Raw genomic sequence first — 21,151 nt, forward strand, 5'->3', positions numbered from 1 at the left:
AGGAGTGGTTCCCGCGCTGTCGGGCAATCCTGGGCTAACCTCGCAGTCGGCGGATGCCCGATTGCCTCCGCCGCGCCGGCGCTGCACACGAAAGGGGAAGCCTTCGCATGGACTCGAAGGTTCTTCCGATGCACCAACTGCTGGCCGGTATACCCAAATTGGTGGGCATTTCTTCAGCGGTCGTCGCCAGTAGTGTGCTTTTCTTCCGCGGCGACTCCTCGGTTCGTTCGATCGTCATGGCCGCGTTCGCTTTGTCGGCGATCGTCGCCATCAGCGTCGGTATTCGTCGGTACAAGCCTGCCGACGCCACGTCGTGGTGGTGCCTGTTCGGCGCATCTGCACTTTTTCTGGTCGGTGTTGGTCTCCGCGGCGACCCGACGGTCTATCCGGGTGGTGTCACCGCACTGTCCAATGCACTGACGCTGGGGGGCTACTGCCTGATCGGCACGGCGCTGGCGCGATGGGTGCTCGAACGACGGTCCAGAGACGACATCACGCCGCTCATCGATGCCGGGCTCATCTCGGTCGGCACCCTTTTCGTGTCGTGGGTGGTGCTGATATCGCCGTTGCTCGACGGCTCCGTCGGTACGGCTGCCGCGATCAGCAACGGAGTGTATCCCGCAATCGACGCAGGCATGATCACGCTCGTGACGTACCTGCTCGTCTCGTCCACGCATCGCAATCGCGCGCTTCGCCTTCTTCTCGTGGCCTTGCTCGCAATATTGGTCGGCGACCTTGCCTACGCACAGTCCCTCTCACGTACGGTTCCGTTGTCGCCGGGACTACTGGACGGCATCTACCTGTTCGCCTACGCCGCACTTGCCCTTGCGGCTCTCAATCCGCAGATGGCGACGATGTCGCATCGACAGAATTCCCCTCCTCTGCACAGTCGCCGTCGGGTGCTGTTCGTCGTCGCACTCCTGGCGGTGTGCGCAGCCACGTTGGTTCTCGGATCCTCGATCTCGACGGTCGATCTCGTGGTGCGGTCGGCGTTGCTCTCGGTACTGCTGATCGGGACGTTCTTGCGAGGCGAGCGCGCCATGAGCCTCGTCCAACGCAGCGAGGACGACGCGCGATACCGCGCGGCCCACGACGCGCTCACGGGGCTACCGAACCGAACGATGCTCGACGAGCAGTTTGCTCGATTGGCTCTCGCAAGTGGACGTGGGCGAATCTTCGTCCTGTTCGTCGATCTCGACAACTTCAAGACTGTCAACGATTCCTACGGTCACCGTGTGGGTGACGAGATGATCGCTGCAGCTGCCCATCGGATCCGCGCGACGGTGCGATCCTCGGACACCGTGGTGCGGTACGCGGGTGACGAGTTCATCGTCATCGGTCGATGCACTCGTCCCGAGATGGAGGAGGTGGCTCGTTCGGTGATCGAGCGGATCTCCGAGCCGTTCGTTCTCAGCGTTGCCACCACGTACATCACGGCGTCGGTCGGGATCGCCGCCGCCGACAACCGCCCAGGCGATCTGGACGATCTCCTCCGCGAAGCCGATATGGCGATGTATCACGCGAAATCGCTAGGGGCCTCCCGCTTCTCCTTCTTCGACGAGTCGTTGCGCGCGTCTTCGATCGCGGCGATCGAAACGGCAACTGCCCTACGAGGGGCGACCCGACGCGGTGAATTGGTCGTTCATTATCAGCCGATAGTCTCGACGTCCTCACGAAGTACCGTCGTCTACGAGGCGCTGGTGCGATGGAACCGCGACGGTTGTTTACGCTCACCCGTCGAGTTCGTGCCGATCGCGGAATCCACGAATCTGATCGGTGAGATCGGGGCCTTCGTTCTGCGCACGGCCCTGCAGGATCTGAACGCGCTTCGGGCAGCCGGACAGAACGTCACGATGTCGGTCAATATCTCCTCGGTTCAACTCCGCGACGACTCGTTGCCGAAATTGGTCTCCGACATGCTGGAAGAGTATGGCCTGTGCGGTGCGGATCTTGCTCTCGAAGTCACCGAAACTGCACTCATCGACGATGTCTTCGCTGCCAAGAAGATCCTCGATGAACTGGCAGCGATGGAAGTGTTGATCGTTCTCGACGACTTCGGCGTCGGGTACTCCTCGCTCAGCCGACTCCGCGAACTTCCCATCGCCTTGCTCAAGATCGACCGCTCCTTCGTCGCCGAGATCGGCACCAGCGAGTCCGCGGATTCGCTCGTCACGGCCATCGCAGCGATGGCGCGGGCGCTGCCTGTGTCCATCGTGGCGGAGGGCGTCGAAACCGAGGAACAAGCGCGCGCGGTGGAGGCTCTGCATTGTCGGTTCGCCCAGGGATACCTCTACGGCCGACCCGCGCCACTAGAACACTGGATACAGGCCACGCTCAACTCGGCGCACCCGGTCGGTGTCGACTTGTCGAATACCGTCGAATAGTTGACCGCTGCTCACGATGGCCCTTCAGACGAACCGGTAGCCCATCCCGGTCTCGGTCAGCAGGTGGCGCGGATGCGACGGGTCGTCCTCGAGCTTGTGCCGTAACTGACCGAGATAGATTCGGAGATAGTGCGTTTCGCGCCCATGGTGCGGACCCCACACGGTCTGCAGAATCTCCTTCTGGGAGACCAGTTTCCCCTGGTTTCGGACGAGGAGTTCGAGCACACCCCATTCGGTCCGAGTGAGATGAATGTTCGCTCCGTGCCGCGTCACCGTCTTGGCGGACAAATCGACGGTGAACGAGTCGGTGACCACGACGGCCGCTTCCGCTGTATGAGGTCCGCGTCGCAGAGCTGCGCGCAGACGCGCGAGCAACTCATCCATACCGAACGGCTTGGTGACGAAATCGTCGGCACCAGCATCGAGTGCCTCGACTGTATCGACGGAATCGGTGCGAGCCGAGAGAACGACGATCGGCACATCGGTCCATCCGCGCAAGCCTCCGATGACGTCGATTCCGTCGATATCCGGCAGACCGAGATCGAGGATCACGATCTCGGGATGGAAGTTCGCGGCCACTCGGAGCGCCTCGGCGCCTGATGCCGCCGTCACTACCTCGTAGCCACGCACGTTCAGATTGATTCGGAGTGCTCGCAGAATCTGCGGTTCGTCGTCGACGATGAGAACTCTGACTCGCGGCGTCGCCATCGAGCCACCGCCGGCAGTGACCTCGACAGACACACCCTTGCGCATCCGTCGATCCCCTCGTCGCTCGTTGGGTCCAGCCGTTACGGATACACCGTACTTCGAGCCGATGCCCAGCTCCACACGCCTATGCCGGACGGCCCGAGAGCGGACGCTCTTCGATCTTCCGACGGTGGTCGATTCTGAGATCGAACTGCGACATTCGGGACACTGCTCTCAGGTTGACGCTCTACAGTCGGACCCAGAAGTCAAGTCTGTATCGACAGAGAGATCCGCCATCAGCAATCCACACCACGCCGACACATCTCACCGAAGCCACAACCTGAGCCACGCCGCTGCAGGAACTGCATGGATTCTCTCGTTCGCATATTTGTTGGCAGAGGTGTTCACGGCTGCTGCGTGGAACACGCCCTACAGCTTTGCCCAGAACTCGATCAGCTCACTCGGTGTGACGACCTGTGACGTCGATTCGTGCTCTCCGATGCACGACGTCATGAACTCGACGTTCGTAGCGCTCGGGGTATTGACCCTCATCGGCGCCCTCTTCTTGCATCGACACATCCGAAATGGCCGGTCGAAAAAGTGGATTCTCTCGCTGGCGGTTGTCATCGCCGTGAGCACTGCAGCCACCGGACTGTTCCCGGCGAACGACGGAGCGCTCATCCATTGGTCGGCGGTGATGCCGGGGTTCGTGGCAAGACATGTCGTGCTCGTCCTGATCGCATGGCATCTGTGGCACGAGAAGCGACTGGTGGCGATCTGGTCGGCACTGTGCGCGTTCGTCGGAGTGCTCGGAGCAGTCCTCATGCTGGCGAAGGCACTGCATTTCGGCCTCGGCGAGCGCCTTGCGCTCTACCCCTTGCCGACGTGGATGGCGGTCACCGGCACCGCAGTCTTGCTGGCGTTGGCACGACGCACAGTCCTGCGGAACGTCGACTTCTCGGTGCGCGCGTTCGACCCGCGGATCTGGCCACGCGTCTGGATCGCCCCCACGGTGGACTGCCGTCGTGACCCGCATCCGGTGAGCGGCAAGCTCACCGTCCTGGCACCACTTAGTCATTGAAACGTGCCTGTCGATTCCACGGCAGCTCGATCGTCATCTCTGTGCAAGACCGCGTGATGCGGTGACAATCGAAACAGACGTTGACCAGACGATCGGGAGCACACCATGAGATACGCACTTCTCCTCAGCAACGAAGAGCCCGGTGAGGGCGTCATTCCAGACGAAGCCAGAACGCAGATGCAGGAGGCGTTCGGCACCTACGGGAAAGCCCTCCAATCAGCTGGAGTTCTCGTCGCGGCCGAAGTTTTGACCAACGCGGCGGCGACAACCACGATCACCCTTCGCAGCGGTTCGCTGCAGATTCAAGACGGACCGTTCGCGGACACCAAGGAGGCACTCGCCGGGGTGTTCGTCCTCGACGTACCCGACCTGGACGCTGCGCTGATGTGGGCCGAGCGTTGTCCGGGCGCACAGTACGGAGTGATCGAAGTACGGGCAGCCGCTACGTCGTTCATCGACGGATCGTGGACCTGAAAGCTCGAAATTCTGCCGAGAACTCCGCTCGCGGTTCGTACGGGCGACTTCTCGCGCTCCTCGCGGCGGCGAGCAGGGACATCGCCGGCGCCGAGGATGCGCTGGCCGACGCCTTCGAGCGAGCGTTGACGACGTGGCCGAGGGACGGTGTCCCGTCGAACCCCGATGGATGGCTGCTGACCGTGGCGCGGAATCGGCAGCGGGACGTCTGGAAGTCCGCACCACACCGAATGAACGACCCACTGACGTCGGCGCCGGAGACCTACGACCATCTCGCCGAACTCGATCCCGACGCGATCGAAGACAAGCGGCTGGAACTGATGCTCGTCTGCGCGCACCCGGCGATCTCCCCGGCGGTACACACCCCGCTGATGCTCGACGTCGTACTCGGCTACACGGCGAAGGACATTGCTCGTGCATTCGCGTTGCCGTCGTCCACACTGGCCGCACGCCTCGGACGGGCCAAACGACGCATCCGCGAAGCCGGAATCTCCTTCGAGCTACCCGACAGATCCATATTGCCCGAGCGGGTCGACGCGGTGCAGGCAGCCGTGTACGGCGCTTTTGCCATCGACTGGCACACCAGTGGGGTCGAGATGCGCGACGGCCTTGCCAGCGAGGCCCTCCATCTCGCGGAGACACTCTGCACACTTCTGCCCGAGGATCCGGAAGCGCATGGACTTGCGGCACTCATCTTGCTGAGCACCTCGCGCCTACCAGCACGCCGGATCGACGGCGTCCTGGTCCCGATTCAGGCCCAGGACGTGCAGAGATGGGACGAGGCAACGATTGCGCGCGGTGAATCGCATCTACGTCGAGCGCATGCGATAGGTGCTCTCGGACGGTTCCAACTCGAAGCAACGATCCAGGCCGTGCACTGCGCGCGCCGACACACTGGATCCACGGACTGGGCCACGCTGCGCGCACTGCACACCACACTCGACGCACTGGCGCCGACGCTCGGCGGCAGCGTGGCATTGGCCGCCGTCACCGCCGAAACCGACGGCCCTGAATCCGGGCTCCGCATGCTCGACGAGCTCGACGGCACCGAGCGATTCCAGCCCGCATGGGCGGTACGCGCCCACCTGCTCGAGCGGTTGGGCCGCGTCGAGGAATCGGTAGTCGCCTACGAGAAGGCAATCTCACTGTCCGCGGATGTACCGACGCGACGGTACCTCCGCGGGCGGGCCGACGCGTTGCTGACGAGATGAGTATGTCCCGTCACGAAACCCACGTCTGGTCGGTCGAATAGGTACACGGAAGTTCCTTCCAGAAGGAGATGCTCATGAGTTCCACAGAACGTCGGATAGCGACCTCGGTGCTGGTCATCGGATCGGGTGGATCGGGCCTGCGGGCAGCCATCGAGTTGGCCGAACACGGGACCGACGTCCTCGTGGTCGGCAAACGGCCGAAGCTCGATGCTCATACCTCGCTCGCCGCCGGTGGAATCAATGCTGCTCTGTCGACGATGGATCCCGAGGACTCGTGGCAGCAGCATGCCGCAGACACGGTGAAGGAAAGCTACTTTCTCGCCAATCCGCACACCGTCCAGATCGTCACCGAAGGCGCCGAGCGGGGTATCGCCGACCTGGTTCGCTACGGAATGCCGTTCGCCCGTGAGGAAGACGGGCGGATATCGCAACGCTTCTTCGGTGCACATACCTACAGGCGAACCGCTTTCGCGGGCGACTACACCGGGCTCGAAATTCAACGAACACTTCTGGCACGTAGCGAGGAGCTCGATATCGAGATCCTGGACAGCGTCTACATCACCAAGCTCCTCGTTCGCGACAACACGATCTTCGGCGCCTATGGATTCGACCTCACAACCGGTACGCGTTACGTCTTCCATGCGGATGCCGTGATTCTCGCTGCCGGTGGTCACAACAGAATCTGGCGCCGATCGTCTTCACGGCGCGACGAGAACACCGGCGATTCCTTCCGCTTGGCCTACGAGGCCGGTGGCCGGATCCGCGACCCGGAACTCGTACAGTTCCACCCTTCCGGGCTGATCGAACCAGAAAATGCTGCAGGAACACTGGTTTCGGAAGCAGCACGCGGCGAGGGCGGCATATTGCGCAACACCCTCGGCGAACGCTTCATGAGCCGATACGACCCCGAGCGGATGGAACTGTCCACCCGCGACCGCGTCGCACTCGCTGCATACACCGAGATCAAGGAGGGCCGCGGAACTGCCCACGGAGGTGTCTGGCTCGACGTGTCACATCTCGATCGCGACGTCGTCATGCGCCGACTCCCTCGCGTGTACCAGACACTGATGGAACTTCAAATGCTCGACATCACAACGGATCCCATCGAGATAGCACCCACCGCGCACTATTCCATGGGTGGCGTGTGGGTACGACCGGACGACCACAGCACCGACGTCACGGGCCTGTACGCAATCGGAGAAGCATCGAGCGGGCTGCACGGCGCAAATCGCCTCGGCGGGAACTCCCTGATCGAATTACTGGTCTTCGGACGCATAGTCGGGCAAGCCGCGGCGAAGTACTCGGAGGGACTGGATGCGCAACTTCGTTCGGAGAACGCAGTTTCCGAGGCACGAGCCGAAGTCGATACGCTGCTCGTCTCAGACGGGCATGAGAACGTGCGGGCCCTGCAGCGAGCGATTCGCAACACGATGACCGAACATGCCGGCGTCGTGCGGGACGAAGTCGGGCTCACAGCGGGACTGACGGAACTCGACGAGATCGAACTTCGCATCGCCGACGTCGGTGTCCATCCGGACATCGCCGGATTCTCCGACGTAGCCCATGCTTTCGATCTGAAGTCGGCCGCACTGGCGGCGCGGGCGACCCTCGAAGCGGCGCTCGAACGCCGTGAGACGCGCGGATGCCACAACAGATCGGACTTCCCGGACCAAAGCGCATCGTTCCAGGTCAACCTGGTGTGGTCTGGCCCCGGAGAAATCACACGCGAGGCCATCCCGGCGATCCCGTCGGAGATCGGAGCTCTCATCCGCACGGTCGATTCCACCGGAAAGCTCGTCGAGTAACGCCGTGGTTGCGGGCGTCAGGCTGCCGCTCGCTCCACTTCGGGTTCGACCAGTTCGACCTGATCCACCCACTTGTCGGTGTACTGGAAGTGTGGGCGTCGATCGCCGATGTAGGAGCTGAGCCACGACACGACCGCGACGTATCGGTTCCGAAAGCCCACCATGTACATCAGATGCACTGCCAGCCATAGTACCCACGCGATCGGCCCCGCAATGTCCACCTTGCCGAACAGACGCGCGACGGCACTGAATCTACCGACGATCGACATACTGCCCTTGTCGACGTAGCGGAACGGTGTGCCTGCCTTCACCTTTCCGGTGATCATCTTGGCCGCGTGCCTACCCTGCTGCATCGCGATAGGAGATTGGCCCGGCAGGTTGTCGAGTGAGGTGACGTCGCCGATGGCGAAAATGTCCGATGCCGAGCCGACAGTCAGGTCGTCGTGAATCAGTAGTCGCCCGGCGCGATCGGTTTCGCACCCTGTTCGCTCGGCGATGGTCGCAGCCAGTGCGCTTGCCTGAACGCCTGCGGACCAGATGACGGTCTTGGCGGCGATGGTGCGTACAGCCTTGGTGTCGACGTCTTTGATCGTGACCGTGTCATCGGCGATGTCGGTGACCATGGCACCGGTCACCACGTCCACCCCCGACCGTTCCAGTTTGGCCCGCGCATACTTGCTCAACCGACCACCGTAGGCAGGCAATACATCTTTGACGCCGTCGACCAGCGTGACCGTGACGTCATCCGGCGTGATGTCGGGGAACGAACCGGCGAAATAGCGGTGTGCAAGATCGCGGATCTGGCCGGCAAGTTCGACGCCGGTCGCACCAGCGCCGACGACGACGAAGCTCAGGAGTTCTCGCTTGGCGTCGACGTCCGAGGTCAGATGCGCTTCTTCGTAGCAACTCAGGATCTGCTCGCGGAGGGCGATGGCGTCGTCCACGGTCTTGAGGGCGAAAGTGCGGTCCTTGAACTCGTCGTGACCGAAATATGCCTGCGTAGCGCCGGTAGCAACGATGAGGCGGCCGTACCGGATCGAACGCGTGGAGCCCGCTGCCGTGTAGGTGAGAACGTGCCGCTCGGGATCTACGTCGACGACGCGGCCCAGCCGGACATCTGCCGAGTCGTACTCGGCGAGGATTCGCCTGATCGGCGGGGCAATCTCTCCCGTCGAGATCATTCCGGTGGCCGCTTGGTACAGCAGCGGCTGGAACAGGTGCTCGGTGGTGCTGGAGATAAGCGAGAACTTCACGCCAGCCTTGCCCAGAGTCTTGGCGGCAGCCAAAGCTCCGAATCCTGATCCGACGATCACGACCTCGTACTCATCCACGACAAATCCTCCTACTCGAAAGCTGTTAAGTACATGCAACGCTTCTATCCGGTCGCTATCAACGCGAAAGATCGCATAGCATCAATGAGCAGAACTCATGGATGGAGAAATTGTGGAACTACGACAGGTGAAATATTTCCTCGCCGTCGCCGAGGAGTTGAACTTTTCGCGGGCCGCCGAGCGCTTTTACATCTCCCAGTCCGCAGTCAGCCTGCAGATCGCAAAACTCGAACGCGAGATGGGCGAGCCCCTGTTCGAACGGACATCACGGTCCGTCCGATTGACCACTGTCGGAGCACAATTGGTGTCGATCGCCCGCCACATGATCGAACTGGAACAGTCCGCGCTCGCATTGACTGCGCGCAAACGCAACCAACTCAGACTGACCGGCAACATGACCTTCGCCGCGAACGCACTGGCCGCCATCGTGCGTGTGCGTGAGCAACACCCCGAAGCAGAAATCGACTTCGTACTCAAACGATTCGCCGAACAGATCGAAGCAGTCACGACCGGGGATTGTCAGGTCGCACTGATCCGAGGCAGCGTCGAACGATCAGGACTGCAAGCGAAAGAGCTATGGACCGAGGACCTCGTGGTGGTCCTCTCGGAGCGGCATCCATTGGCCGACCGCATCGAACCTAGCCTGGAAGACCTCGCCGCGTACCCGCTCCTGCTACCCAAGCGCAGCGAACAAATATTGCTGCACCGCGTCGTCGAAGGCGCGATGAAACGCAGCGGCCTGCGCCTGACCTTCGGTCCACCCGTAGCCGTCGACCACACCGCAAGCGCTGAACTGCTCAATCGCCCGGACTGCTGGTCGATCCTCTACGCCAGCACCGCCGCAGGCACCCCCACCAGCGGCCTCGTATTCCGGCGGGAAGCGCAGCGGCGGTTGCAACTCGCCGTATCCGCAGTCGTCGACGGCACAGTACCCGCCACCGATATTCAGCGGGATCTCGTTGCGGCACTGGCCGAAACGGCGCCCGAAACTCGGGAGAAGTGACCGGGGTGCGCCCATGCCTGAGCCGCAGAATCACTGCGGTACAGCAATGACCACACCCGAGGAGAGCGCTATCTGATGCTCGGAAACTTCGGCCACACTTTCACGCAACACCAGGTAAGCCTCGTCCAGCGATACCGCCGCGGGCACGCTGGTCCGGTCGGAGAACTCGACGGTCGACTTGTCTCCCATAGCAATTCGGACAACGCTGGCTCCGACGGAAGGTAGCTCGGTGACTGCAGGGATTGGTACCGGGGGATCCGAAGGACCCGAGAGGAACTCGATATCGCCGCCTGCGAGGCAGACCACCGTGGAACCGTCGGAACCTGTGTACTCCCAGGACTCGACCTCTTCACGCGAAGCCGCTTCGACAACCGTTCCGTCGTCGAACACGATCGTCAATTCACCGGACTCCGCGTAGGCGACGCTCTCGCACAGGCGGCCGACGAGAGCAGCGGCAAGTCGCAGCCCTTCGAACTGATTGTCCTCGTCCACCAGCACGTCACCGATCACGAACTCACTGAACGCAACGGTAGCGCCGCCGGCGAACTCGATGCTCAGATCGAAGTCCAACAGAACGCGCGTGACGCGTCGGGACTGCAGTGCGAGTTCCATCGGTGCCGGTGTCATCACTGACGACTCCAATCCAGTGAGATTTTCATTCGGCCGTTCGGTAGAGCCGCCAGAACCACACTGCCGTCACCGCCAACATGACAATGCCCGACCCCAGCGCCCCCACGACGAGAAGCATCGTGCCGAGAGCAGCGAGGCCGATGATCCCTGCCAGCTGAAGTCCGTCGCCGATGTGCACACCAGAACTGTCCCTTGCCCTGGTCGGGGGCGCAACCTGTGGAAGGAGTTCGACGGCCCGACGCGCTAGTGCGCTTTGGACCGCTTGGCGAGAACGCGGGTGATCCCGAGCTGGCCGCCGACGATTATCAGACCAGCGATCAAACCGAGAATCGCGGACGCGATCGTATTGACGATCCATGCCAACACCCCTCCGATGCCGGAGATATCACCGACAGCGTCCTCGAGGTGGTGAACCAGCTGATAGATCGGATGGAAACCGAGCTCGTCGATTCCGTTGAGCAAAATATGTCCACCGACCCACAACATGGCAGCGGTTCCGACTACGGACAGTACGGACATCACGTGTGGCATCCCGCGCACCAACCCGCGCCCGAACTTTTCCAGCATCCCGGTCGAGTTCTCCGCAAGCTTCAGACCGATGTCATCCATTTTGACGATGAGCCCGACGACGCCGTAAACGAGAATGGTAATCACGACTGCAACGACTGCAAGGACGACCAGGCGGTTCCAGAAGCCTTCGCTCGCAATCGTATCGAGCGCAATGACCATGATCTCCGCAGACAGGATCAGATCTGTACGGACAGCTCCAGAGACGACGCTATCCTCATCGCGCGGCTCGTCTGCCGCCGACTCGTCATGCTCACCGTGACCGAAGAGCGCGCCCCAAATCTTGTGCACTGCTTCGTAACTGAGGTAGAAACCACCGAGCATCAGAATGGGGGTCAGCAGCCACGGAAGGAACTGACTGAGCAAAAGCGCGATGGGCAGAATGATGATGAGCTTGTTGCGCAGCGAACCGATGGCGATCCGTTTGATGATGGGCAGCTCACGCTCGGCGGCGAGGCCACGAACGTACTGTGGCGTCACGGCCGCATCGTCGATGACTACACCGGCGGCCTTGGCTGTCGCTTTCGCGGTCGCCGCCCCGACGTCGTCGATCGATGCAGCGGCGAGACGAGCAAGCGCGGCGACGTCGTCGAGAAGAGCAACAAGTCCACCAGCCATCACAGACCTCCAGAAATCAGCGCGTAGAGCGTATAGACGGTCGGTTCCATGAATGCGTCTGATCTCATGAACGTCGGCGTCGGCATCGGTCGTACAGCACAATACCGGCACCGGCCCGGCCGCTACTCTCGGCGACTACCGGACTGATCGTGTATCGAGTCGAGGAAGGCCCAGATCAGGCTTCCGGTTTGTCTCCGAACATGAGCTCGCGGCCGCTGATCTCTGTAGGGACGATTTCCACGATGTTGTATTTGATGGTGGGAACCCAGGAGACAAGGTCGAGAGCTTCAGCTTCGGCGATTTCCGCGGAGGTGCTCAGGGTGCGGGCAGTGCCATGCACGACGACGCTCCAACCGGAGACGCCGGGATTGATGTGATCGACTTCGAAGACGACTCGGTTCTCGATGCTGAGTTCGACGAGTTTGGTGCCCTCCGCAGTGCGGAACAACAACCGGCCACTGTCGGCCAGGTAGTTGACGGGAACCACGTCGATGCGCCCGCCGACCGAGGTGACCAGCCGCCCCAGCCTCTCCGAACGCAGCGCATCCCAGCTCTGCTCCTCGGTGAAGACACGAACTGGCCCGGCAGGGGTGTGTGCGTGAGGTGCGGTCATGACCTGATTCTCTCACTCCGGTCCAGTTATTGTCTGGCGTATCGGTCACGCTTTCGGGGAGCGGCCGTCCGCCCCGTTCACCGAGTTCAATGATGTTGTCGGCATGGATTTTTGGGTGCCGGTTCCGTTGCTCACACACTCCCCAGGCACGTCTGTTACACGCTGTCGTGGGGCTAAGGTCAGGGTGTCCGAGGAGTACGCGGCGGGCCGTGTATCAGGGTTTTTACGAGTATCGGTACGGCAGCAAACGGAAGAGGCAAGCAATGAAGGTTCGTGATCTGATGACCCGCGAGGTCGTGACCGCCCAACGCGACACACCGGTGCGGGAGGCGATCATGCTGTTGACCAGTAAGCGATTCGCAGCGCTACCGGTCGTCGACCGGAAGGGCGCGTTGGTAGGGATCGTGTCGGAATCGGATCTGTTGGCGTTTCAGACATCGAATCCGAAAGCCGTGATCTCTCCGGCAGTGGTCAGCGAGGTCGAGACAGCGGAACCACAATGGGAAGCGTCGACCGCGGCAGCGGTGATGTTGGATCGGCATGTGCGCTCGATGCCCGTCGTCGAGTCCGGGATCCTGGTGGGCGTCATCGCTCGCAGCGACGTGTTGCGAAGTCTGATCATCGGCGACAACGAGGTCATCGCCGCGAAAGTCCGCGCACTGCTCGACGACTACTCCGGCAGCACCCGCCGATGGGTGATCGCAGTCCGCAGCGGTGGTGTCGTGGAAGTAGGAGGAGGGTTCGACGACGACACCGAACGGCACGTCGTGCACAGGTTGCTCTCCACCATCGACGGTGTCACCAAGGTGAACCTCGATACTCGTACGTCGGACTGACCTCGTGGGGCGTGTGGCGGGCCTCGTTCGATAGTTCTTCACGAGCGAGGGCCGCCGTCGTGCTCACAACATATTCGTATTGGAAGCTCCCTCGTTCCACCGTTTCAACTCGAATAAACAGGCCGCCACCTGCGCATTGACAGGGACGTTGTCGCACCGTATCGACAAAAATGTCGTCACCGCGGAGATCAGTTCTGGGCCATCGATTTTCGATCATCCGGCCACCTGAATCTGTTACGTTCGTGACCATGCGTGCGCAGTCGAGTCTCGTTGATCTGCTACCTCGACCAATCGGGTTCGTTCTCGGTGGCGGCGGGAGCCTCGGCGCGGCGCAAGTGGGAATGCTCGAGGCGCTATGTGAGGTTGCGGTGCATGCCGACCTCGTCGCTGGCACATCTGTCGGCGCGCTCAACGGTGCCGTGGTCGCCTCCGATCCGATCGGGGCGGCCCACCGGTTATCGCATATCTGGCACGGTCTGGAGACCAAGATGGTGCTGCCGGGCGGTATATGGACTCGCGTCAGAACCGTACTGCGCAGTCGCACCAACCTCTACGACAGTCCCCGCATCAGTCGACTGGTCTCGCAGGCGATCGGCGTGACCGATATCTGCGAGCTCCAACTTCCGTACCTGGCGATGGCCGTGGACGCAGACACTACCCGGACGGTACAGATTACCGATGGGCCCCTGTTGAGTGCGATGCTCGCGAGCTCCGCAATTCCGGGCGTATTTCCTGCCATCAGGCGCGATGGTCGCGACCTCTATGACGGCGGACTCAGCGTGAATACCCCGATATTGGAGGCGCTCGCGATGGGGGCAGGCTCGCTGGTGGTCCTGGATTGCAATTACCCGGATCGACAGCTCACCCGGCCCACGACGGTTCCCGAGGCAGTTTTATATGCGGCAACAATCGCGGCCCGGCAGCAGATGGAGCGCGACCTGCCGATGGCCGGTCAACAGGTGCCAGTCCTGGTGTTGCCGGGACCTGAGTACATCGCCAACCTTTCGCCCTTGGATTTCAGCGGTGCCACGCCGTTGATCGCCTCGGCGTACGACGCATCCCGCGACTTCCTGTCGACGGTTCACGTGCAGGGCCCGGGCGTGTACCGGTGTTGACTCGGGGCATTTCTGAACGGAAACCAGTCCCACAGCTTCGTGCTCAGTGCCGCCGGTGCGAAGTTCGCAGGGTGCGAACCTGGTAGTAACCGCACTGGTCGTAGTGACTCTCGACTTCCTGGCACCAGTATTCGACTACCTGCCCGTACCCACCCTGGCTGCGATAGTGATCGTGGCCGGACTCGGCCTTTTCGACGTTGTCGTGGCGATGGGGTTGTCGGTGCTGCTGATGGTGCTAGGTGCGGACGCGATGGACCGTCATGGCCGTTCGAACGAGGAAAGCATGAGGAAGAACCGCCGAGACTGACCATCGAGCCACCGTCCTCGAGGACCCAGCGGTACCCGGTCGCTGAGATCACCTCGGCGTTGGGAGTCGACGTGGTGGTGAATGCTCTTCTTACCCAGTCTCGTTGCTTTCAAGCAAAATCGATGAGGTAGACGAATGCCTCGACCTTCGCCGCCACGTTCCACTTGGTGCCTGACTCGCGAGAAAAGGCCGACCGCACCGTACTTCAGGCCTCATCGACGATGCCCCGAGTTGTTTCCGACTCGGAGGCACCGCCGTTCAGCTATCGACTCTCGTCCTCCACCAAGGCTTTGACCTGGGCCTTCGCGATCTTGCCCCCGGGTGCCATCGGCATCTCCTCGACCACCACCATCCGCTCGGGCAAGTATTCGCGGGTGGTGCCCTGCGCACGCAGCCAATCCGTCAACTCTTCCAAGGTCAGCGCCGCGGCCTCCGGCTCGAGTGTCACCACGACGCACAGCCGCTCCCCGAAGATGGGGTCGGGCACACCGACGGCAGCGACCATGGCGACGGATGGGTGCTCACGCACATGGTCTTCTACCTCGACCGCCGAAATGTTCTTTCCTCCGCGGATGATCAGGTCTGCCAATCGTCCGACCACTCGGAGCCGGCCCAGCTCGTCCACTTCGACGATGTCGCCGAGCAGGACCCAGCCATCATCTGTGAACAGTTCCGCATTGGCGGCCTCGTCACCCCAGTAACCGGGTGAAACCAGCGGCCCGCAGACGGCCGGTTGCCCGCGTCGGGGAGCTGGCCCCGTGACCTCATCGCGGCCGTTGAAGATTCGCACGTTCATCTCGTCGATGAGGTACCCGCCGGTGGACAGGCGCGTCTCCTCGTCGTCGCGGACGGTGGTGGCGCTGGCAGCCCCCGTCTCGTTGGAACCATAGAACTGCAGCACCTTGGCACCGGTTACGTCCTCGAAGCGTTTGGCCTCGGTGGCCGGCACCGCTTCGCCTCCGGTGAACATCACCCGCAAGGTGGTGACGTCGGATAGCTGAGATCCGCGAGAGTGCAGCATCATGCGGAACTGGGTGCTCACGCCCGCCAGAGTGGTGGCGCGGGCGCTGGCCATAATAGCGATGGCCTGGTCTGCGTCGAAACGCTGCATCACAAGGGCCGGACGGCCCAGTAGCGCAGGTAGAAAGTGGGAGGTCCATAGGCCGAAGCCGAACGGTGCGGGCACAAATGCCGCGATAATTTCGTCCGGCATGAGCTCGGCGTTGCGGCAGGCGACCGCGGCGAAGGTGGTCCAGCGGCGTTGGGTTTGAGCAACCAGCTTGGGCCTGCCGGTGGTACCCGATGTGCTGTTGAGCAAGGAGATCTCGTCCACGGTGAAGCCGTCGGTGTCTCCGGGGCTGGGGGCGAACTCAACGGCGGCGCCGTCGACTTCCACCGATCCGGCGTCCACCAGGATCACCTGTGTGAGGGTGACCCCGCGCTCCTTCAGCCCCTCGACAAGCTCGGCCGCGGAGAGTCCGCGGTTGTCGCGCGCCGTGATGAGGACCGTCGCACCGGATGAGGTGATGATGTGCGCCACCTCGGCGATCCCGGAGCGGGCCCCGATGGCGGCGGCGAGGACCCCTGCCCGATAGGCACCAACGAGCGTTGCGTGGAACTCGGCGGAGTCGGGGAGATAGACGGCGACCGCGCCGATCTTGCCGAGGGAGCGCAGCGCGCCACCCACAGTGTCGGCGAGGCGGTCGTATTCCGACCAGGAGGTGTGGCCGAGCGGGCTGATGTAGGCGGGCTCGTCGGCGCGGGCTGTGGCCCAGTGCCGGACGAGTTCGCTGACGGACAGGTCCGTGTAGTCCATGGGGGAGACCGTGAATTCGGCCAGATTGCGTGTCGAGCTGACCGGTGCGGTCATAGTGCTTCCTCCAATATGCCCATTGCCTCACGGTATGCGGAATCGAGGGCGGCGGCGCTGGGTTCTAACTCGGACAATGAACCGCGCATCATCACATAGCCGGAGTCGACGATGCGGGCGACGCGGTGCAGCGCGGGCTCGGCGACGACGACGGTAATGCCGGTGTCGGCGAGCTGACGCACTTGGTCCAGTAACTCGCCGGCGATCTTGGGGGCTAGCCCCGTGGTCATCTCGTCGAGCAGCAGGACGCTGGGCGTTTGTAGCAGCGCACGGGAAAGTACGAGCATTTGCTGCTCACCGCCGGAGAGAACGCCCGCCAATGCTTTGGCGCGCGTGCGCAGGATGGGGAACCGGTTGTAGGCGGTCTCGATGACATCGTTGGAGACGCCGAGCAGTCGGGCCCCGATCTCCAGATTTTCGCGGACTGTCAGGCGTGGGAAAAGCTGTCGACCCTGCGGGACGTAGGCGAGTCCGGCGCGCATGCGCTGGCGCGGAAGTTTCCCACTGATGACGTCGCCGTCCATGGTGACAGTGCCCGAGGAGGCAACGCTGCCGAACAGCGCGGTGAGAAGGCTCGACTTGCCGGCACCGTTGGGCCCAACCACCGCGGTCACGTGACCGGGTTGGGCGGTGAGCGACGCCTCGCGGACAGCCAACGCCTTCCCGTACTGCACGGAGACTTGCTGCGCAGAAATCATTTACCCTCCTCCAATTCGGCAGTACCGAAATAGACCGCCTGCATTTCCTTGCTACGCATGCACGCTTCGGGCGTGCCCTCGAAGACGAGCCGCCCCTCGGCGAGAAGCACGACAGCATCGGACATCTCGGCGATCAGATCCACGTTGTGGTCCACCAGCACCACCGAGCGGCCGGATTCTTGGACCTGGCGAATCGCCCGGGAAATCGCGGCGATGCCGTCCGGGTCGGAGCCGGCGAACGGTTCGTCCAGCAGCAGCACTCGGGGTTGTGCGGCCATGGCGCGCGCAATCTCGACGAGCCGCTGGGCACCAAGGCTCAGATCGCCCGCCGGGATGGCGTCGGTGGTCACCCCGTACTCCTCGGCCAGGGCCTTTGCCTGAGCGAGCAGTTGTACGGGCGCGCCACTGAGGCCACGGAACATCGCGACCAGCGATGCGCCATAGGAGCCGATTTTGCCGCCAATGAGCCCGGGGATGATGTTCTCCACCGGCGTGAGCTCGAGTGCAAGCTGCGGATGCTGAAAGGTGCGCGCCAGTCCGGCCTGCGCCCGGGTGGTCGGGCCGGACTCGAGCGCGCGCCCCTCCAGCGCGACCACGCCTGACGATGCTTCCTGCGTGCCGACGATACAGTCGACCAGCGTCGTCTTGCCCGCGCCGTTGGGGCCGACTAGGCCCAGAACGCTGCCCGCCGGCAACGTGAAACTGACGTCGTCCACAGCGGTAACTCCGCCATAGCGCTTGGTGATGCCATCGACCGAAAGTAGTGCGTCGGTGTGCGGTGCCATGGTCGTCACTTCCTATTCCGGATCCAATGGATGCCCTGCTGGATCCAGCCGATGACGCCGCCGGGCGCCACGAGCAAAATCAGGAGGACGACTCCGGCGAGCAGTAGCTCGCCCGAGCCTTGATAACCAGGCATATTCAGGGTCACTGCGACCACGATCAACGCGCCAAGCGGCGCCCCCCACGCCGTGCCACGGCCACCGATGATGGGCATGAAGATCGCGAGGAACACCAGTTCGAGGCCGAATGTCTCGGGCGTGACCGCCTGCACCGAGACGGTGAACAGGGCTCCGCCGGTGGAGGCGATCGCCGCGCCCACCGCGAGCGCAACGACCCTCAGATGTGCTGGGGAGATTCCAGAAGACTGCACAGCGGGAGTGCTCTCCCTCGATGCGGATAGGGACAGGCCCCAGGCGGATCGACGAATCCGCTCGAGAAGGACCGTAACCACGCAGACGAAGACGATCGCAGCGACGGCCTGCGCATAGCGCGGCGGCGTCCAGCCGAACAGCGAGGGGATCGGGATGCTGGAGATACCCGACTCGCCGCCCGTGATCGGTGTTGCGTCGCCGAGCCAATCAACGAATGCCATCGCAAACAGCAGCGTCACTGCCGCCAAGTAGAAACCGGAGAGCTTGCGCGTCGCCATCGCGATGATGAGGGCGACGATAGCCGAGACGGCCATGCCAGCGAACCAGCCGAGCCACGGGTTCAGCCCGGCCTTCACCGAGACCAGGGCTACGGCGTACGCGCCGATCGCGGCGTACGCGCTGTATGCCATCGACAGCGATCCGCCGAGCACAAACGGGAGGTACATGCCCAGCGCCACCAAGCCGTAGGTGGCGGTCAGAAAAATCAGGTCTTGCCGGTACAGGCTGGGACCCATCCACGCCAACACAGCGGCCACGACGGCGACGCAGATGAGGGTTTCACGAAGGATCGACCTCCCAGCTGCGCGTCGAGCGGGGGCCCCTACGGCACCCTCGTCTGCCTTCGTCTGGCTGGTCCTCCGGTGGGAGGGAGCAGCGGTGGGAGAGGTCATCACACACGCACCTTTCGCTGGAACAGGCCCTCCGGGCGGAAAGCGAAAAAGGTCAGCGCGATCAGGAAGATCGCGATGGAACTGCCGGTGGCACCGAAGTAGTAGCTGCCGAACACCTGCACAATGCCGAGTGCGAGACCGCCGACGAGGGGTGCCCACGGTTTGCCGGTGCCGCCGATGACGAGGGCGAGGAAGCCGGTGAGCGTCCAGGACAGGCCGTTGGTGAATTGGGCGCCCGATTTCGCAGCGAAGACGATACCGGCGATCGCGGCGATCGCACCGGAGATGCCGAATGCCCACAGCCGAACCCGGTTGACGCCGACGCCGATGATCTGAGCAGCCTCGTTGTTGTCGCCGACGGCGCGCAGTAACTGCCCGGTTGTGGTGGATCGCAGCCACATGATGGTCGCGGCGGCCGCAACTACTGTGACCAGCACGATGGTGACCGTGGTCCCCTGTACGGCGACGCCGCCGATGCTGAAGTTGGCGAAGGGAAAAAGGTTCTGCACCGGGAGCGGTGTTCTCCCGAAGATGGTGCCGGCGAGTTGTTGGATCGCAAACAACGTGGCGGTCACGGCCACGAGCGCCGGCAACTCGGCGCCCCCGGACCTGCGTTGTACGTTCCTGACCACGATGACCTCCGTGAGCAGGGAGACAGTGATGCCCACCGCGACGCCGAGCAGGGCGCTGAACACGACAGGCAGGCCCCACGCGGTGGTCGCGTAACCGGTGACCATGGCGGCGGCCATCGCATACGGCCCGGCCGCGAAGTTGAAGAACGAGGCGCCCACCACGACGAGATACATCGACAGGGCGACCAACGCGAAGAAGCACCCGATTTCGATTGCGGCCAGCCACAATTGGGGATCACTCACCGACTCGGTCCTTTCTGTTTCCGCAGTCCGGCTGGTACTCGGGCCAAGGACCGGTGGGCTGGTTGTTGGGGCCGAACTCGATCAGGACAAGCCCGCAGACGGAGTCCGGCGCGATGTGCTGTTCGGGCGAGAGCGACAGTGTCAGAGCAGATTGCCCGAACGTCGCGGGAACCTCCTGAATCTGCTGAAAGGCTGAGTTCAAAAGTTCGGGATCGGTGTGCGTGCCGGCGATCTCGATGGCCCGCTTGATCAGCATCACCGAGTCGTAGGCCTGCGCATCGTAGGCGGTGACCGAATAGTCGGGCCCCTTGATGGTGCGCAACCAATCTTGCAGTTCCGCGGTGCGCGGATTGTCCGGGGCCAGGCTCCCCATGTAGACCAGTCCGTCCAGAGATCCGGGTTGGGCCAACGCCCAGGACTTGGGCTGATTGCCGATCGAGGCCAGCGAGAATCGCTGGACGCCAGGCGCTAGCCGGTGCAGAGTGTTTTGCGCCATCAGTTCGAAGTTGCCGCCGACGCTGGCCACAAGCACAACGTCGGGTTGGTACTCGAGGAGGCGGCTGACGCTGGCGGTGAGGTCGGCGGTGTCGATGGCGGCCTTCTGGGTGCTGACAATCTCGATGCATTCGGTGAGCTTGGGGCTCAGGGTCGCAAGGATCCCGGAGATCGCGGGACTGGAGTCGGCGACGATGCCGAGCCGCGTCTTCCCCTGCTGCTCGAATGCCCCGCAGTACACCTCGGCGTACTGGGCGAGAGGGTTCGGAACCATGTATGCGTACTCATTGTCCGGTGCATTCGCGACGGCGTCGGTCAGTGCTATCGGGGCGATGGTGGGTATCCGCGTGGACCTGGAGACCTGTTTGGCCTGCAGCGCGGACCCGCTGCCGGTGGCGAGGATGATCGCGGAGGCACCCTGGTCGACGATCTTGCGAATGATCGACGGCGTGTTCGTTGGGCTGCTCTCATCATTTTCCACGACGAGCCGAACCTGTTTGCCCGCTATTCCGCCCTCGGCATTGAGCTTGTCGATGGTCGCCCGCACGGTGCTGCCGGCGATTGTCGCGTAGGAGGCACCGGGACCGGTCGAGTCCTCATCCATCCCGATGACGATGTAGTCCGCCACCGGAGTCTGCACATTCGCGCATCCGGCCAGGGCGAGTACCGAGGCCATCAGCCACGGCACCGCGCGAAATTTTCTCATGAAAGCACCACCAGACTCCT

Annotated in this window: 21 protein-coding genes; 9 read left to right on the forward strand and 12 right to left on the reverse strand. The window is 62.9% G+C overall.

The genetic code is table 11. The annotated features are described in order from the left end of the window. Window positions 1-107: 107 nt before the first annotated feature. Window positions 108-2,384: a bifunctional diguanylate cyclase/phosphodiesterase gene (locus tag BJD99_RS05810; RefSeq protein WP_084345806.1), complete on the forward strand. Its 2,277-nt coding sequence runs from the start codon at window positions 108-110 to the stop codon at window positions 2,382-2,384. A gap of 24 nt (window positions 2,385-2,408) precedes the next feature. Here the strand turns inward: BJD99_RS05810 and BJD99_RS05815 are convergent, their stop codons facing one another. After that, the gene (locus BJD99_RS05815; protein WP_084345943.1) at window positions 2,409-3,092 is read right to left on the reverse strand and encodes a response regulator; all 684 of its coding nucleotides are present in this window, start codon (window positions 3,090-3,092) and stop codon (window positions 2,409-2,411) included. Window positions 3,093-3,459: 367 nt separating this feature from the next. Here BJD99_RS05815 and BJD99_RS05820 point away from each other — a divergent pair, with 367 nt between their 5' ends. The 4 genes from BJD99_RS05820 to BJD99_RS05835 all read left to right on the forward strand — a co-directional run bounded on the left by BJD99_RS05820 (window position 3,460) and on the right by BJD99_RS05835 (window position 7,642). Continuing rightward, window positions 3,460-4,152, forward strand: a complete 693-nt coding sequence (locus BJD99_RS05820; RefSeq protein ID WP_084345944.1) for a DUF998 domain-containing protein — start codon at window positions 3,460-3,462, stop codon at window positions 4,150-4,152. Window positions 4,153-4,257: 105 nt separating this feature from the next. Next, window positions 4,258-4,626 carry a YciI family protein gene (locus BJD99_RS05825; protein WP_084345807.1) on the forward strand — a complete coding sequence of 123 codons (369 nt, stop codon included), beginning with the start codon at window positions 4,258-4,260 and terminating at the stop codon, window positions 4,624-4,626. After that, window positions 4,614-5,837 carry an RNA polymerase sigma factor gene (locus BJD99_RS05830; protein WP_373270519.1) on the forward strand — a complete coding sequence of 408 codons (1,224 nt, stop codon included), beginning with the start codon at window positions 4,614-4,616 and terminating at the stop codon, window positions 5,835-5,837. The genes BJD99_RS05825 and BJD99_RS05830 overlap by 13 nt, the downstream gene beginning before the upstream one ends. 74 nt (window positions 5,838-5,911) lie before the next feature. Then, window positions 5,912-7,642, forward strand: a complete 1,731-nt coding sequence (locus BJD99_RS05835) for an FAD-dependent oxidoreductase (protein ID WP_084345946.1) — start codon at window positions 5,912-5,914, stop codon at window positions 7,640-7,642. Between the two features lie 17 nt (window positions 7,643-7,659). On the opposite strand, the gene BJD99_RS05840 is transcribed toward BJD99_RS05835, so the two are convergent. After that, window positions 7,660-8,973, reverse strand: a complete 1,314-nt coding sequence (locus BJD99_RS05840; RefSeq protein WP_084345808.1) for an NAD(P)/FAD-dependent oxidoreductase — start codon at window positions 8,971-8,973, stop codon at window positions 7,660-7,662. A gap of 97 nt (window positions 8,974-9,070) precedes the next feature. On the opposite strand from BJD99_RS05840, the gene BJD99_RS05845 reads away from it, so the two are divergent. Then, window positions 9,071-9,976, forward strand: a complete 906-nt coding sequence (locus tag BJD99_RS05845) for a LysR substrate-binding domain-containing protein (RefSeq protein ID WP_256895505.1) — start codon at window positions 9,071-9,073, stop codon at window positions 9,974-9,976. A 30-nt stretch (window positions 9,977-10,006) separates the two neighbouring features. On the opposite strand, the gene BJD99_RS05850 is transcribed toward BJD99_RS05845, so the two are convergent. From BJD99_RS05850 to BJD99_RS05860, 4 genes are all read right to left on the reverse strand, one after another. Further along, on the reverse strand, window positions 10,007-10,603 hold the full coding sequence (locus BJD99_RS05850; protein WP_256895506.1) for a DUF6188 family protein: 597 nt from the start codon (window positions 10,601-10,603) through the stop codon (window positions 10,007-10,009). Window positions 10,604-10,631: 28 nt separating this feature from the next. Further along, the gene (locus BJD99_RS20935; protein WP_179142172.1) at window positions 10,632-10,784 is read right to left on the reverse strand and encodes a hypothetical protein; all 153 of its coding nucleotides are present in this window, start codon (window positions 10,782-10,784) and stop codon (window positions 10,632-10,634) included. Window positions 10,785-10,849: 65 nt separating this feature from the next. Next, complete coding sequence (locus BJD99_RS05855) at window positions 10,850-11,791, reverse strand: DUF808 domain-containing protein (RefSeq protein WP_084345949.1); 942 nt, start codon at window positions 11,789-11,791, stop codon at window positions 10,850-10,852. 175 nt (window positions 11,792-11,966) lie between these two features. Continuing rightward, window positions 11,967-12,404 (reverse strand): pyridoxamine 5'-phosphate oxidase family protein, encoded by a 438-nt coding sequence (locus tag BJD99_RS05860; RefSeq protein WP_084345809.1) that lies wholly within the window; start codon window positions 12,402-12,404, stop codon window positions 11,967-11,969. A 263-nt stretch (window positions 12,405-12,667) separates the two neighbouring features. Here BJD99_RS05860 and BJD99_RS05865 point away from each other — a divergent pair, with 263 nt between their 5' ends. From BJD99_RS05865 to BJD99_RS05875, 3 genes are all read left to right on the forward strand, one after another. After that, entirely contained in the window at window positions 12,668-13,240 is a 573-nt protein-coding gene (locus BJD99_RS05865) for an HPP family protein (protein ID WP_179142196.1), read from the forward strand. A gap of 248 nt (window positions 13,241-13,488) precedes the next feature. Continuing rightward, window positions 13,489-14,355 carry a patatin-like phospholipase family protein gene (locus tag BJD99_RS05870; protein ID WP_179142197.1) on the forward strand — a complete coding sequence of 289 codons (867 nt, stop codon included), beginning with the start codon at window positions 13,489-13,491 and terminating at the stop codon, window positions 14,353-14,355. 55 nt (window positions 14,356-14,410) lie between these two features. Beyond that, on the forward strand, window positions 14,411-14,662 hold the full coding sequence (locus BJD99_RS05875) for a SulP family inorganic anion transporter (RefSeq protein ID WP_084345812.1): 252 nt from the start codon (window positions 14,411-14,413) through the stop codon (window positions 14,660-14,662). 262 nt (window positions 14,663-14,924) lie between these two features. Here BJD99_RS05875 and BJD99_RS05880 read toward each other — a convergent pair whose 3' ends face one another. Genes BJD99_RS05880 through BJD99_RS05905 form a run of 6 tightly spaced genes read right to left on the reverse strand, consistent with a single transcriptional unit; the run spans window position 14,925 to window position 21,131 of the window. Further along, window positions 14,925-16,532 (reverse strand): class I adenylate-forming enzyme family protein, encoded by a 1,608-nt coding sequence (locus BJD99_RS05880; protein ID WP_084345813.1) that lies wholly within the window; start codon window positions 16,530-16,532, stop codon window positions 14,925-14,927. Then, window positions 16,529-17,230, reverse strand: a complete 702-nt coding sequence (locus BJD99_RS05885) for an ABC transporter ATP-binding protein (protein WP_084345814.1) — start codon at window positions 17,228-17,230, stop codon at window positions 16,529-16,531. Before BJD99_RS05885 ends, BJD99_RS05880 begins: the two co-directional genes overlap by 4 nt. Beyond that, entirely contained in the window at window positions 17,227-18,015 is a 789-nt protein-coding gene (locus BJD99_RS05890; protein ID WP_084345950.1) for an ABC transporter ATP-binding protein, read from the reverse strand. Before BJD99_RS05890 ends, BJD99_RS05885 begins: the two co-directional genes overlap by 4 nt. A 5-nt stretch (window positions 18,016-18,020) precedes the next feature. Beyond that, window positions 18,021-19,055, reverse strand: coding sequence for a branched-chain amino acid ABC transporter permease (locus tag BJD99_RS05895; RefSeq protein ID WP_084345815.1), 1,035 nt, complete (start codon window positions 19,053-19,055; stop codon window positions 18,021-18,023). Beyond that, the gene (locus BJD99_RS05900) at window positions 19,055-19,930 is read right to left on the reverse strand and encodes a branched-chain amino acid ABC transporter permease (protein WP_084345816.1); all 876 of its coding nucleotides are present in this window, start codon (window positions 19,928-19,930) and stop codon (window positions 19,055-19,057) included. Before BJD99_RS05900 ends, BJD99_RS05895 begins: the two co-directional genes overlap by 1 nt. Continuing rightward, complete coding sequence (locus BJD99_RS05905; protein ID WP_084345817.1) at window positions 19,923-21,131, reverse strand: ABC transporter substrate-binding protein; 1,209 nt, start codon at window positions 21,129-21,131, stop codon at window positions 19,923-19,925. Before BJD99_RS05905 ends, BJD99_RS05900 begins: the two co-directional genes overlap by 8 nt. Window positions 21,132-21,151: the final 20 nt, after the last annotated feature.

The organism is Rhodococcus sp. 1163 (assembly GCF_002091985.1).
Lineage (GTDB): Bacteria > Actinomycetota > Actinomycetes > Mycobacteriales > Mycobacteriaceae > Rhodococcoides.

Excerpts from the sequence above, each read along its gene's own strand:
- BJD99_RS05880 (WP_084345813.1), bottom strand. The coding sequence starts at position 16,532 with ATGACCGCACCGGTCAGCTCGACACGCAATCTGGCCGAATTCACGGTC.
- BJD99_RS05890 (WP_084345950.1), bottom strand. The coding sequence starts at position 18,015 with ATGGCACCGCACACCGACGCACTACTTTCGGTCGATGGCATCACCAAG.
- BJD99_RS05860 (WP_084345809.1), bottom strand. The coding sequence starts at position 12,404 with ATGACCGCACCTCACGCACACACCCCTGCCGGGCCAGTTCGTGTCTTC.
- BJD99_RS05810 (WP_084345806.1), top strand. The coding sequence starts at position 108 with ATGGACTCGAAGGTTCTTCCGATGCACCAACTGCTGGCCGGTATACCC.
- BJD99_RS05825 (WP_084345807.1), top strand. The coding sequence starts at position 4,258 with ATGAGATACGCACTTCTCCTCAGCAACGAAGAGCCCGGTGAGGGCGTC.
- BJD99_RS05870 (WP_179142197.1), top strand. The coding sequence starts at position 13,489 with ATGCGTGCGCAGTCGAGTCTCGTTGATCTGCTACCTCGACCAATCGGG.
- BJD99_RS05845 (WP_256895505.1), top strand. The coding sequence starts at position 9,071 with ATGGATGGAGAAATTGTGGAACTACGACAGGTGAAATATTTCCTCGCC.
- BJD99_RS05895 (WP_084345815.1), bottom strand. The coding sequence starts at position 19,055 with ATGACCTCTCCCACCGCTGCTCCCTCCCACCGGAGGACCAGCCAGACG.
- BJD99_RS05905 (WP_084345817.1), bottom strand. The coding sequence starts at position 21,131 with ATGAGAAAATTTCGCGCGGTGCCGTGGCTGATGGCCTCGGTACTCGCC.
- BJD99_RS05815 (WP_084345943.1), bottom strand. The coding sequence starts at position 3,092 with ATGGCGACGCCGCGAGTCAGAGTTCTCATCGTCGACGACGAACCGCAG.
- BJD99_RS05850 (WP_256895506.1), bottom strand. The coding sequence starts at position 10,603 with ATGACACCGGCACCGATGGAACTCGCACTGCAGTCCCGACGCGTCACG.
- BJD99_RS05885 (WP_084345814.1), bottom strand. The coding sequence starts at position 17,230 with ATGATTTCTGCGCAGCAAGTCTCCGTGCAGTACGGGAAGGCGTTGGCT.
- BJD99_RS05865 (WP_179142196.1), top strand. The coding sequence starts at position 12,668 with ATGAAGGTTCGTGATCTGATGACCCGCGAGGTCGTGACCGCCCAACGC.
- BJD99_RS05835 (WP_084345946.1), top strand. The coding sequence starts at position 5,912 with ATGAGTTCCACAGAACGTCGGATAGCGACCTCGGTGCTGGTCATCGGA.
- BJD99_RS05855 (WP_084345949.1), bottom strand. The coding sequence starts at position 11,791 with ATGGCTGGTGGACTTGTTGCTCTTCTCGACGACGTCGCCGCGCTTGCT.